The 12833-nt window shown below is 68.2% G+C and carries 10 protein-coding genes and 1 pseudogene; 4 read left to right on the top strand and 7 right to left on the bottom strand.

Features of this window, described 5'->3' with window-relative positions; all coding sequences use genetic code 11:
* Positions 1-142: 142 nt before the first annotated feature.
* The 5 genes and pseudogenes from ABZ671_RS02275 to ABZ671_RS02255 form a co-directional block, all read right to left on the bottom strand.
* Complete coding sequence (locus ABZ671_RS02275; protein WP_357849807.1) at positions 143-895, bottom strand: MerR family transcriptional regulator; 753 nt, start codon at positions 893-895, stop codon at positions 143-145.
* Between the two features lie 90 nt (positions 896-985).
* A pseudogene (locus ABZ671_RS02270) lies at positions 986-1638 on the bottom strand (HAD family phosphatase).
* Positions 1639-1670: 32 nt separating this feature from the next.
* Positions 1671-2528 carry a hypothetical protein gene (locus ABZ671_RS02265; RefSeq protein ID WP_357850593.1) on the bottom strand — a complete coding sequence of 286 codons (858 nt, stop codon included), beginning with the start codon at positions 2526-2528 and terminating at the stop codon, positions 1671-1673.
* A gap of 139 nt (positions 2529-2667) precedes the next feature.
* Complete coding sequence (locus tag ABZ671_RS02260; RefSeq protein ID WP_357849804.1) at positions 2668-3315, bottom strand: FKBP-type peptidyl-prolyl cis-trans isomerase; 648 nt, start codon at positions 3313-3315, stop codon at positions 2668-2670.
* Between the two features lie 145 nt (positions 3316-3460).
* A complete protein-coding gene (locus ABZ671_RS02255) occupies positions 3461-4495 on the bottom strand; it encodes a Ku protein (protein ID WP_357849801.1) in 1035 nt (344 codons plus the stop codon).
* Between the two features lie 85 nt (positions 4496-4580).
* On the opposite strand from ABZ671_RS02255, the gene ligD (ABZ671_RS02250) reads away from it, so the two are divergent.
* The 3 genes from ligD (ABZ671_RS02250) (at position 4581) to ABZ671_RS02240 (ending at position 8893) form a co-directional block, all read left to right on the top strand.
* Positions 4581-5522: a non-homologous end-joining DNA ligase gene (gene ligD, locus ABZ671_RS02250; RefSeq protein ID WP_357849798.1), complete on the top strand. Its 942-nt coding sequence runs from the start codon at positions 4581-4583 to the stop codon at positions 5520-5522.
* Positions 5512-6423 carry a non-homologous end-joining DNA ligase gene (gene ligD, locus ABZ671_RS02245; protein WP_357849795.1) on the top strand — a complete coding sequence of 304 codons (912 nt, stop codon included), beginning with the start codon at positions 5512-5514 and terminating at the stop codon, positions 6421-6423. The genes ligD (ABZ671_RS02250) and ligD (ABZ671_RS02245) overlap by 11 nt, the downstream gene beginning before the upstream one ends.
* 142 nt (positions 6424-6565) lie before the next feature.
* Entirely contained in the window at positions 6566-8893 is a 2328-nt protein-coding gene (locus tag ABZ671_RS02240) for a hypothetical protein (RefSeq protein WP_357849792.1), read from the top strand.
* 190 nt (positions 8894-9083) lie between these two features.
* On the opposite strand, the gene ABZ671_RS02235 is transcribed toward ABZ671_RS02240, so the two are convergent.
* A complete protein-coding gene (locus ABZ671_RS02235; protein ID WP_357850589.1) occupies positions 9084-9794 on the bottom strand; it encodes a response regulator transcription factor in 711 nt (236 codons plus the stop codon).
* Entirely contained in the window at positions 9794-10651 is an 858-nt protein-coding gene (locus ABZ671_RS02230) for a histidine kinase (RefSeq protein ID WP_357849789.1), read from the bottom strand. Before ABZ671_RS02230 ends, ABZ671_RS02235 begins: the two co-directional genes overlap by 1 nt.
* A 217-nt stretch (positions 10652-10868) precedes the next feature.
* Between ABZ671_RS02230 and ABZ671_RS02225 the strand changes: the two genes are divergently transcribed.
* Positions 10869-12815, top strand: a complete 1947-nt coding sequence (locus ABZ671_RS02225; RefSeq protein WP_357849786.1) for a hypothetical protein — start codon at positions 10869-10871, stop codon at positions 12813-12815.
* Positions 12816-12833: the final 18 nt, after the last annotated feature.

Raw genomic sequence — 12833 nt, 5'->3', positions numbered from 1 at the left:
TCATGCCGATCCGGCGCGTTCGAGAAAACGTATAACGAGGCGGTAGGGGGATGAAGAGGTGTGATCAGGGACATGCCGGCGATGCAGGGGTGGGACGGCGGGCCGGCCGGTTCCGGTTCGGTCGGCCCGCCTGCGGGGATGCTCAGCCCGCCGCCACCGACCGCTTCACGTACTCGATCAGCTCCGGCGTCGGGCCACCGTGCTCCCGGGCGATCTCCGCGCTGTTCTCCGCCTGCATCCGGTAGAGCGAGTCCCGCAGTCCCGGGTCCCCGCCGTGGAACGCCTCCAGCAGCTTCATCCAGCGCGCCGCGAGGGCCCGTACCCGCGGGTCCGCCGGGTCGGTTCCGGCCACCAGCTCCGCCTGGACCTGGGCGATCAGCCGGGGCCACTCGTCCTGTACGTCGCGGATCGCCGCCTCACCGAGCTGCTCCCGCCGTTGGCCCAACGCGGCGAGCTGCTCCTCGCTGAAGTAGTTCCGGATGGTGTCGTCCACCCTGGTCACCTCCTCGATCAGCGCGAGCAGGTCGACGGGCGTGGCACCCCCGGCGGCGCGTACGGCGGGCACCAGCGCGACCAACCGGTCACGCAGGCCGCCCAGCGCGGCCAGCTGCCGCTCCACGTGCGCCAGGTGCTCGCCGAGCAGCTCGGCCAGCTCCGGGCCGCCGCCGCCATCGTGGCCGTCCAGCAGCACGCCGATGGTCTCCAGCGGTAGGCCCAGTTCGCGCAGCGCGACGATCCGGTACAACCGATCCACGTCGCTCTCGTCGTAGAGCCGATGCCCGGCGAACGTGCGCGCGGACGGCCGCAGCAGCCCCACGTGGTCCCAGTGGTGCAAGGTCCGCACGGTGAGCCCGGTTTGCCGGCACAGCTCGCCGATCCGCCAGGTGGACGCCACGTCCCACTCCCTCTCGCATCGCCGCAACCTGCGGCGACGAAGGCGACGCTATGACCTGACGCCGCGTCAGGAGCAAGCCGTGCGGCGGCGTCAGCCGAGCCGCTCGACCACCTCGAGACTGAGCGCGTCGATCGAGGGCAGCAGCACCGCCGCCAGCGCCTCGGTGTCGGGGTCCAGCGGGTACGACCCGTGCGGCACCCCACCACCCGCATCCCGGCGGCGGCCGCCGAGCGAACCCCGTTCGAGGAGTCCTCGATCGCCACACACCGGGTCGGATCCACGCCGAGCCGCTGCGCCACCTGAAGCCAGACGTCCGGCGCGGGCTTGCCCCGCGCCGTCTCCTCCGTCGACAGCGTCGCGCCAAAGCAGTCGGCCAGGCCCGTCGCGTCCAGCGCCGCCGCGATCAGCCGGGTGGGGGAGGAACTGGCCAGCCCCAGCGGCCACCGCGCGGCCATCCGCCGCACCACCGCGTCGGCGTCGTCGATCAGCTGTACGTGTGCCGCGTACCGTCGGGTCATCTCGGCGACCACCTCGGTGGCGACCTGCTCGGCGGTGCGGTCGACGTCCAGCTCGCCGCTCAGGTAGGCGGCCCACTCACCGGTGCTCATCCCCATCAGCCGGCGCTGGCTGTCCGGTTGCCAGGTGCCGCCGTGCGCGGCCACGTACGCCCGCCGGACCTCCTCCCACACCGGCTCGGAGTCCACGATCACGCCGTCCAGGTCAAAGAGCACCGCGTCCACCACGTACCCATCCTGCCCGACTGCCCGGGCGGACGTCAGCGGGCCGATGCCGGCGCGCCCTCGGAGGCGGCGCGCTGGGCGGGCAGCCCGATCGGGGCCTGTGGCGGGATGATCGTGCGACATCGGCCGGAGATCGGTTCAAGCAGCTCGTCCAGCCGCGCCGTACGCTCCGCGCCCAGCGCCCGCCACGGGCCGAGGGCGGCCCGGTCGGTGGCCTCCTCGACCGCCCGGAACGTCGCCGTGCCCTGCTCGGTCGGCGTCCGGTCGGCGGTCAGCCAGCCGCCCTCGATCAGCCGCCCCTCGGCGGCCACCCACTCCTCGTCGGTCCAGCCGCGCGCCATCCGGTGAAACTCCCGGGACTGGTCGACCCGGCACCGCCAGGCCAGCACCTCGACCGGGTCCAGCCCGGTGGTGACCAGCGCCGCGACGTGCCCGTCGCCTCGATGCTCCCGCAGCGTCGTGGCGGCCTGCCAGAGCCGGGCCAGCGGGTATTCCCCCCGAGACAGTGCGGCGTTGGCCGCACCGAGCACCCGCCCGGCCGTCTCGATCTGCCCGGCCGCCGCCTCCAGCAGCTCCGCCGCCTCGACCAGGTGCGCCTCGGGCAGCTCGTAGGTCAACTCGGCGAGCGCCTGCACGGCGCCGGTGAGCCGGGCCCGCAGCGCCTCCTCCGGAGCGGCCAGCCGCCACACCGAGGGCAGGACCCGGGCCACCATGCTCGGCGCGAAGCCGAAGAACGCGGCGACCACCGTCGGCGCGTCGACCGACCCGAGCGGGGCGGCCCGACCGGCGAAGTAGCCCCGCCAGTAGCCGCGCAGCCCAACCGCCTCGTACGCGGCCCGGGCCCGCGGGTGGAAATAGGTCACCGCGTGGACCGGCTCGAAGTGCCGCCACATCGCCCGAGCCAGCCCAGGGTCGTCCAGCGCCGCCACGTGCACCTCCGCGTCGTCCGGCAGGTCATCGCGGACGGGTGACCCGCCCGCGATGATCCCGAACCTACTGCCGGAGGGTGACCGGAAGGAAGCCTGTTGTGACCTACTGCGCGCCGAGCACGTCAACAACGAACCGCAGCGGCCCGGAAACCCTGCCGGTGTCGCCGTACGCCAGGTTCGCCGGGATGTCGAGCTGCACCCGGCTACCCACCGACACGCCGACCAGGCCCTGGTCCCAGCCCTGGATGACCTGCCCGACGCCGATCGGGAAGGTGGCCGGCTCGCCCCGGTCCCAGGAGGAGTCGAACTGCTCGCCGTCCTTGTAGAGCACGCCCACGTAGTTGGTGGTGATCGCCTGGCCGGCCTGGACCTTCGGTCCGGTGCCCTTGATCAGCGTGGTGACGGTCAGCTCCTTCAGCTCGCCCTGGCCCGCGCCGACCTCCGGCTTCGTCTTCAGCGCCGGGTCGAGGTCCGCGGGAAGCTGCGCTTCGGGAGCGGTGCCCGAGTCGGCCGGGGCGGTGGGGCTCGCCGCCGAACCGGCGGTGGACTTCGTGTCGTCGCCCTTGTTCAACCAGACGATGCCACCGATCAGCGCGGCCACCGCCAGGACACCGACGAACGCACCCAGCATCGACTGCCGGCGGCGTCTCGCCTCGGCGGCCTTCTTCGCCGCCAGCTGGGCGGCCAGCCGCCGCTCCGCCTTGGTGCCCGGGCTCTGGCCCGCCGACTGCTCCTGCACACGCTCGCTCACGTCGACTCCCCTGCTGGGTGGGTGGGTGGCGGCTCGGTGGCCGCTGTCGAGACCAGCGCACACGGTACCCGCCCAGACGCCCGCAGCGCTCCTACGGCCGGCCGAAGCGAAAGGAAGGGCCCCCTTTTAACGCCTGCGGAGGCGGTTAGGCCGTCTTGCGGGGGGCGGCCTTCTTCTCGGCCGGTTTCTTGGCGGGGGCCTTGGCCGCCTTCTTCTCCGCGGCCTTCTTCGTCGGCTTCTTAATCGGCTCGGCCTTCTTCGCCGGGGCCTTCTTCTCGGCTGCCTTCTTCGCCGGCGCCTTGGTCGCCTTCGCGGTCTTCGCCGCCTTGGCCGCCTGCTGCGCCGACCGCGCCGAGGTGATCGGGGTCGGCTCGGCCGCACCCTCCGCCGTCGGCGCCTCGCCCCGGGCGACCCGGGCCCGCTCCACCGAGGCCTTCAGCGCGGCCATGAGGTCCACCGCAGCGGCCGGCGCGGCCTCTTCCTCCTCCGGCTGGACCACCTCGCGTCCCTCGATCTTCGCGTCGATGACCTCCTGCAACGCCGCCCGGTAATCGTCGGTGAAGGCGTCCGGCTCGAACTGCCCGGCCATCGAGTCGATCAGTGAGCTGGCCATGGCCAGCTCCGGGGGGCGGACCTTCAGGTCCTCGTCCAGGAAACCGAAGGCCGGGGTACGCACCTCGTCCGGCCAGAGCATGGTGTTGAGCAGCAGCACGCCCTCGCGTACTCGCAGAGTGGCCAGTTGCTCCCGCTGACGCAGGGCCACCTTGACGATCGCCACCCGCTCCGAGTCGGCAAGCGCGTCGCGCAGCAGCACGTACGGCTTGGTGGCCGTGCCCTCCGGCTCCAGGAAGTAGGCCTTGTTGTAGAGGATCGGGTCGACCTGCTCGGCGGGGACGAACTCCAGCACGTCGATCGCCTTCGAGGTGGTCAGCGGCAGGTCGGCGAAGTCGTCGTCGGTGAGGATGACCATCTCGCCGCCGCCGATGTCGTACCCCTTGGCGATGTCGTCGTAGGTGACCTCCTCGCCGCAGACGGAGCAGGTGCGCTTGTAGCGGATGCGGCCGCCGTCGTCGCGGTGCACCTGGTGGAAGCGGATGTCCTTCTCCTCGGTGGCCGAGTAGACCTTCACCCCGATCGACACCAGGCCGAACGACACCGCTCCTTTCCAGATGGCCCGCATTCCGCGCTCCTCTCGCTGGTTCTGACCAGAATCGCAAACGATCGAACGGGATGCACGCGCTTCCGTGCCCAACTACAGTCTGAATGTGCCCGGCGCGCCGTTGAAGCCGATGCTCGCGATGACCGGGCAGCTCCCGGCCGATGGCGGCTGGGCGTACGAGTTCAAGTGGGACGGGGTTCGGGCGCTCGCCGACATCTCCCACGGCGACAAGCACCTGTACGCCCGCTCCGGCGCGGAGATCACCACCGCGTACCCCGAACTGATCACCCTGGCCGAGCAGGTCGATGACGCGCTGCTCGACGGTGAGGTGGTCCTCTTCAACGAGGCCGGGCAGCCGTCGTTCACCGCCCTCGCCGAGCGGATGCACGTGCGGAACCCCACCAAGGCGGCCCGCCTGGCGGCCAGCATCCCCGTCACGTACATGATCTTCGACCTGTTGCGGTTGGGCGGCGAGGACCTGACCGGCCGCCCCTACCGGGAGCGGCGCGCGGCGCTGGAATCGCTCGGGCTCGGAGCCGCCCGGTGGGCGGTGCCGCCCGCCTTCGCCGACGGCCCGGCCACCTACGAGGCCGCCGGCGAACACGGCCTCGAGGGGGTGATGGCCAAGCGGATCGACTCTGCCTACCGGCCCGGCGTCCGCTCGCCGGACTGGCTGAAGATCAAGCTGGAGGTGACCGGCGACTTCGTGGTCGGCGGCTGGCGGCCCGGCGCGCGCAAGATCGGCGGCCTGCTGGTCGGGGTGCCCCGGCCCGACGGGCGGCTCACCTTCCGGGGCCGGGTCGGCGGCGGCATCGGCGCGGCCCTCGAACGCGAGCTGCTGCGCGAGCTGGAACCGCTGCGCACCGCCGCGTCGCCGTTCGCCGGGGACGTGCCGCGTGAGGATGCCCGCGGTGCGATCTGGGTGACCCCCCGGATCGTGGTGGAGATCAAGTACGGCCAGCGCACCCCAGACGGGCGGCTGCGCTTCCCCCGAATCCTGCGCCTGCGCCCTGACAAGCCGCCCGAGGAGGTCGAGGATGCCAGCTGACCGGTTGAAGGTGGACGTCGAGGGACGTGCGCTGGAACTGTCGAACCTGGACAAGATCCTCTATCCGAAAGCCGGGTTCACCAAGGGCGAGGTGATCGACTACTACACCCGGATCGCCCCGGTGCTGCTGCCGCACCTGCAAGGTCGCGCACTCACCCGGATCCGCTTCCCGAACGGCGTCGAGAGCAGCTCGTTCTTCGAGAAGAACGCCCCCGCCGCCACCCCCGACTGGGTACGCACCGAGACCCTGCCCGCCCCCGGATCGACCAAGGGGCGGGAGACCATCGACTACGTGGTCGCCGACGACCTGCCCACCCTGGTATGGCTGGCCAACCTCGCCGCCCTGGAACTGCACACGCCGCAGTGGAAGATCGGCGAACATCCGGACATGATGGTGGTCGACCTGGACCCGGGCACCCCGGCCGGATTGAAGCAGTGCCACCAGGTGGCCCTGCTGATGCGGGACCGGCTCGCTCTCGACGGGATCTCCTCGTATCCGAAGACGTCCGGCAAGAAGGGCATGCAGCTCTGCTGCCCGATCGCCGGCAAGCAGTCCTCCGATGACGTGTCGGCGTACGCCAAGCGGATCGCCCAGGACTTGGAGCAGGCGCACCCCAAGCTGATCGTGTCGAAGATGGCGAAGAACCTGCGCCCCGGCAAGGTCTTCATCGACTGGAGCCAGAACAACGCGGCCAAGACCACGGTCGCGCCGTACTCCCTGCGCGCCCAGACGGTGCCGGCGGTGTCGACGCCACTGACCTGGGACGAGGTCTCCGCCGGTGCGGCGGGCAAACGGCCGGCGACCAAGCCGTACACCGCGAGTGAGGTGCTCAAGCGGGTGGAGAAGTCGGGTGACCTACTCGCCCCACTCCTCGACGGCGGCCCGGAGTTGCCCGGGTAAGGAAGGGCACCTTATTAACGCCTCCGGTAGCGGCGAGGCCCCCTGTTAACAAACGGTCTTGGCTTGCCCCAACCTGATCTCTAGGCTTGTCCAGAATCGGGCACGCGTGTCGATTCTTGACCGTACGGGTGGGAGGTGGGACGTGCGGCGGAAGCTGATCGCACGCCTCATGGTCGCGGTGCTCGGCGCCGCGTTCGTCGTGGTGTCGTCGCCGGGAGCCGGCGTGGCGATACCGCCGGCTCCCGAGCCGCCCGTTTACGAGAACGAGGTCGGACTCGGCATCGAGGCGTTCGATGAGATGGTCGTCGACTCGGCCCACGGGCGGTTGTTCTTCAGCCTCGGGCGGGGTCGGTCGGGGTTGCGGTTGACGGACCTGTCCGGCGGCTCGCAGCGGACGATTCCGGGGCTGCCGGGTGCCAGCGGTATGCTGCTCAGCCCGGACGGCTCGACGCTCTACGTGGCTCTGGCCGACGCGGACGCCATCGCCGCTCTCGACACCAAGACGCTGACCGAGACGCGTCGGCACAGTATCGGCGCCGGCACCTGCCCGACCCGACTGGCGCGGGCCGGGGGAAAGATCTATTTCGGGTACGGGTGCACGGCCCCCGGCTTCAAGCTGGGTTCGCTCGACGTGAGCGGACCGACGCCGGTCATCGCCCTGAACCTGCCGCTCGACGACGGCTACACCGCCCCGCCGCTACTCCGCAGCACTTCGGGTAACCCGGACCTCCTGCTCGCGGTCGACCAGTCCGGCATCAAGTCGACCGGCGGCCCGACCAGGTTGACCTTGTTCGATGTTTCGTCCGGGGCCCCGGCAAAGGTGGAATCCGATGAATCGTGGCAGGAGTGCCTCGGCCTCCAGAACGCGGCACTGACGCCCGACGGTCGCAAACTGATCTTGGCCTGCTCCAATGTCAGGCAGCCCGGCGACTCCGACGTGTTCGCGAGCTACCACCTGGCGTACTGGACGGCGGATCTCTCGCCAGCAGGCCGTTACCACAGTGACCGGTCACCGGTGGCCGTGACAACGTCCCGAGACGGCGCCTTTGTCGTCCTCGGTGCCGGCGCGGTCGACAGTGCCTCGACGATCGGGGTCAGGCGGACGGACGGGACCTCGGTACGCACCTACGAGCTTCGGTCCGCCGTCCGACTGCACCGCCACGGTCTCGCGGTCGGCGCCGGCAACAACATGCTCTACGCCGTCGTCACCGACCGCTCTGGGCGGAACCCGATCCTGCTTTTGCTGCCGGACTTCACCCGGAGGGAATCCTCGGTCGAGCTGTACGCACCGGCTACCGGCCAGAGCAGGACCCTGGCGCTGAGCGGGTGGCTGACGTTCCCGAGCGACGGGTTGTCGTCCCCGCAGACGCTGCACGTGTCGCGGCGCGACGCCTCGGGCACCCATGCCCTGTCGGACGTGACCACCGAGGCCAACGGCCGCTACTCCCTGACCGACACGCCGACCCACAGCGGCAACAACACCTACACGGTCACCTACCCGGGCAGTGGGACGCATGCGCCCGCCAGCCGATCGGCCACGGTCTGGATGACCGGTGCCACGTCGGCGCTCACCCTCTCCACGCCCTCAACGGGCGCCCGTGCCGCGAAGCTCACCATCAGCGGCACGTTGACGTTCAGCGGAGCGCCCGGATCGCCGCCGTGGACTCTCCACGTGATGCGGAAGGACGACACGGGCAGCCGTACGCTGCCCGCGGTCACGACCACCGCAACCGGGGAGTTCTCCTTCACCGACACGCCGCTGGTCGGCGGCAGTAACACCTACACCGTGACCTTCGCGGGCGACACCTTTGTCGACGGGTCGAGCCGATCGGCCACCGTGCGGATTTCCCACGACCCCGCCACCCTGCGCCTCACGACGAAGGCGGACCCCAAGAACTGGGCGCCACCCGTGACCGTGACCGCCTTCCTGGGCACCACGTACACCAACCGGCAGGTCTGCCTGTACGCCCAGTCCTATGGCGAGGGCCGGATGACACTCAAGTGCGGCACGGTGAATTCGTCCGGCAACCTGACGGCCACCCACCTGATCCACAAAAGGACCACCTTCACCGCGACCTTCGCCGGGGATCACCGGTACGCACCCGCCACGGCCACCCAGGTGGTCACGACGCCGGCGAAGGTGGACGTGGCGCTGGTCTCCCCGGCCGTGAAAAGGTCGGGCAAATATCGGGTCTTCCAGAGGAAAGCCAACCCGGTGACGAAGAGCTGGGTCACGCCGAACAACAAGGGCACGTGCATGTACTACACGGTGCAGGCGTACAAGTCCGGCAAGTGGCGCACGGTGTCGACCAGCAAGTGCCTGAAGCTGAACTCCGCCAGCGTGGGCAAGTACACCTATACCGGAAAGCGGACGGTCGGCGTCCCGTACCGGGTGCGGGCCAAGTTCGGCGGCAGCACCGCGAACTTGGCCACCTACAGCTACTGGGAGTACTTCAAGTTCCGGAACTAGCCCGCGTCTCCGCCGGCGCGGCGGGCAAACGGCCGGCGACCAGGCCGTACACCGCAGGCGAGGTGCTCAGCTCAGCCAGACGAGCAGCGCGCGACTTCCGCTGTCGTGGGAGTTCATGTCGGAAGGCTTACGTCCGGATCTGTGGCGGACGGCGGGTGAGGTCCGCGCCGTCTACCCGATACCGGCATTCTCAGTCGGAGACTTCGCGGTTCCGGTGTAGTGGCCTGACGAGACCGGCGTTGTAGGCGGCGATGACGAGGTGCGTACGGTCTCGTGCAGAAAGTTTGCTCAGTAGATGCGAGACGTGGGTCTTCACAGTCTTGATCGAAATGGTGAGATGTTGAGATATCTCCTCATTTGACAACCCTCGTCCTATCAGTTCAAGAATCTGGGTCTCGCGGCTTGTCAGATTCGCCACCAATCGACCGGCGGCCTCCTGGTCGGCACTTTGTGGTGCGATGCTTATATAGTGCTCAATAAGTCGAGTCAAAATTGTGGGGGCGAAGAGGGATTCTCCGGCGTGGGTGCGCTTGATGGCGTCGAGCAGTTCGTTAGGACGCGTGTCTTTGAGGAGAAATCCACTGGCTCCGGCCCGTATTGCCTGGTAGACATACTCGTCGAGCTCGAACATGCTCAGCACAAGTACCCGGGTGTGGGAAAGGTTTGTGTTTCGACAGAGGCGCCTGGTTGCCTCGATTCCATCGAGTCGTGGCATCCGGACGTCCATGAGGACCACGTCAGGTCGACTGGCGCTAATGGTGTCGATTGCTTCGATTCCATCGCTAGCTTGGCCCACTACAGCGAGATGTGGATCTGCGTCGACGAGGGAAGCGAGACTTTGGCGCAGAAGGAGGTGGTCATCGACCAAAACCACCTTGGCTACATCAGCGGAAAGGGTCATCATGCACCACTGGGGATCGTGGCCCAGAGGCGGTAGCCGGAACCGTGGGGCCTAACTTCAAGCGTTCCACCGACGCTCTTGACCCGCTCGCGCAGGCCCATGAGACCGTGACCGGCTCCGGGTTGGCTGGACCATCCCGTACCGGGTCCTTCATCGTCGACTATCACTATTACCGTATCGTTCTCACGGGAGAGGGACACCTGAGCGCGGGTGGGGCCAGCATGCCTGATGACGTTGGACAGGCCCTCGCGTATGACTGCGCAGGCTACCACCTGCGTACCAAGTGATACGACTCCCAGGTCAGGGTGATCTAGGTCGATATCGAGTCCGGAAGATTCCGCATCAGCGATGATCGCGGGCAAGGACTCCAAGTTCTCAGTGGGGTGCCGCGGGGCTATTTCATCGGGATTGCGTAGAGCTTGGAGCATGCGGCGCAATTCTACAGTTGCTTGCCTGCTGACCTCCTCTACGTCGTCAAGAGCTTCCAGGAGCGACCGTTCCGCCGCTCTTGGATCTTCATCCGATCGTTGGGAATGTAGGTGCCTAGCGGTTGCTGCCCTAACCGTGATCATCCCTAGTCCATGGGACACGATGTCGTGCAGTTCTCGGGCAATCCGCACGCGTTCGGCCAACACTGTTTGAGAAGCCTCCCACCTGGCGAGATCGGCTTCATGGTGCGCCCTTTCCCTACGGAGTTCGAGTAGAGCCCAGATGATGACTGCGATAGCGCCACCTAGAGCAACCATTGCCGAATTACGGGCGGTGAGACCGAAGACAAAAGACACCGCCATCACGACGAGGATCACAGCGACCACGACCGGCAATATGCGTGCCCGGCACACGCGGCGCTCATTCATCCTCCAATGATACCCAGGCCACCAGTAACGGCATCGGTCTCAGGTCTGACAGACCTCAGGCCTACGTCAGAGAAAATGCCGGGCCACGGTCCGATGGCGGGCACAACGAAGCCACGTTGAATGTACGCAGAGGTTGAGACGGGCCAGGAGCCGGCCGACTCAACGAACCCGGACGAAGGGACGGCAGAGCAAATTGAGGTCACTACACAGCCGAGTCGTGGCCGGCGTTGCTGTGGTCGTGTTCGCGCTGATGGGAGTACTCGCGGCGGTGTTCACCGACCTTCGGGACCGCTCGTTGCCGCTGGAATCGGGCGCATCGGCGGCGGTGACGCTGGAGTTCAGCGAGTCGGGACTGAGTGACCAGGAGGCCTTGGCCGAGCTGAGCCGATTGAGCGACGACCTGAACCTGGGGCTGGTCAAGGTGACAGGTGACCTGGGGGCCGATCAGTCCGGCCAGGTGCTCACCGTGGTGGGCGAGCACAGAACGCTGCCGGCGCGCCTCGTGCGTTTCGGGGACCTGCCAGACGCGCAGGTGCGTGGACCGGAGGCTTTGCAGCATTCGCTCGCCGATGGCCACTACCTGATCACTGGTGACGAGGCAGGGCGTGTCCATCTGCAGGAGTGGTTGACACAGCGGCAGGTAGGCCAGTTCTGGAACTCGGACGGGTACGGCGCGACGGTGCGGATGATCGCTATCGAAGGGGCGTTCGCCGCCTGCTTCATTGCCACGGTGGTCTTGCTCGTGGCCGTAGCGGTCTACTGGCTAGCCTCCCGTGCCCGTCAACGTGCGCTTCGGGTACTGGCCGGGGCGGCACCGAGCCGGATCGTGGTCGAAGACATCATCGGACTGATGGCGCCGATCACTCTGTCGGCGCTCGCGGTCCACGCGGCTTCTGCTGCCTATGTCGGGTTCGCTCACGGGTCCCGGTTCCTGCCGTATTTCCTGACCACCCTGGCGCTGCTACAGCTGCTGGTGGTCTTCGCCACCCTAGCGGCGGTCGTGGTGCTGTCGGTGGTCTCCTGGCCGAAGACGGCAGCGCTGGCCCGACGTGAGCCGGCCGTGCGTCGCTACCGGCCTGTGGCCACCGCGTTGAAGGCACTGACGTTCGTTCTGGTCATCTCCACGGTGGCCCCGGCCTACGGTGCGATGCGTGCGGCTACCGCGGCCGCTGACGAGCAGGCTCAGTGGCGCCTGCTGGCAGACCAGGTCGGCTTGACCTTCCAACTAGGCGCCACCGACGGCGAGTTCAACGAGATCAAGGGCCCGGTCACCGCCGTGGCGCTGCGGGCCGAGCAGGACGGCGCGGTGAGCCTGTCGCACGCGTGGTCAGCGGACTACCTCGACCTCGGCGGGCAGGGACGCCAGAGCTACGGCGGCCTGGCCTTGGTCACCCAGCGGTGGTTGGACCTGGTCGAGACCGACGACGCTGAACTCACCGCAATCTCCGTCGGTGATCTGCCCGAGGCGGTGCGGAGCTTCCTTCTGCCGAGCCTTCAGATCTGGCAACGCGAGCCCAGCGCCGACCCCAGCGAGCTCGTCGAGGCGGTGAGCTACTACCGCTTCGACGGTGAGCTGGCGCTGCCGGTGGCCGAAAGCGGCAGTGGACAGCTGATCTTCTTCGACCGGGTTTTCCTGGCGGTCGTGCCCGAACTGAGGATGTTCAACGAAGACTTCCTTGCCTCCTCCGCCACCTCGTCGAACCTGACCTTCACCGGCCTCGAGCCAACCCAGCAGTTGGTGGCCGATGAAGGGCTCACCGGCGCGGTGCGGGTGCAGTACCTGGCCGAAGACGGGCTGCTTCGCGCTGAATTCTTGGCCTACTTCGCATGGCTGCACAGCATCTCCCTGGCCGCGCTGTTGGCTGCGATGACGATCTGCGCTGCGGTCGGTAGCGTCATCTCAGCCGTATTGAACATCCGTCGGGACTACCAGCTGCGCCTGGCCGGCACCTCGGCGGTGCGCATCCTCGCCAACCGGCTGGCCCCCGAAGTCGCGGTAGGACTGGCGCTCGTGGCAGCCATCGTGACGCTCACGCTGTGGCGTGACTTGCCCGGAACGCCTCTGATCATCGCCGCTGGCGTCCTGGGACTGGCGATCTCCGCGATGTGCCACTTCGCTGCGCGCAGATGGACGTTCTCCGTCGTTATCAACAGGACCGTCTAGCCCACTCGCATCCAGCCA

Source organism: Micromonospora sp. NPDC006766, from assembly GCF_040636055.1.
Classification (GTDB): Bacteria; Actinomycetota; Actinomycetes; order Mycobacteriales; family Micromonosporaceae; genus Micromonospora.
Note: the sequence above shows the minus strand (reverse complement) of the source record. Positions and strands in the feature narration are given on the sequence as shown.

Coding starts and splice junctions, on each gene's coding strand:
- ABZ671_RS02230 (WP_357849789.1), bottom strand. CDS start 10,651: ATGAATGAGCGCCGCGTGTGCCGGGCACGCATATTGCCGGTCGTGGTC.
- ligD (WP_357849795.1), top strand. CDS start 5,512: ATGCCAGCTGACCGGTTGAAGGTGGACGTCGAGGGACGTGCGCTGGAA.
- ABZ671_RS02255 (WP_357849801.1), bottom strand. CDS start 4,495: ATGCGGGCCATCTGGAAAGGAGCGGTGTCGTTCGGCCTGGTGTCGATC.
- ABZ671_RS02265 (WP_357850593.1), bottom strand. CDS start 2,528: ATGTGGCGGCACTTCGAGCCGGTCCACGCGGTGACCTATTTCCACCCG.
- ABZ671_RS02235 (WP_357850589.1), bottom strand. CDS start 9,794: ATGACCCTTTCCGCTGATGTAGCCAAGGTGGTTTTGGTCGATGACCAC.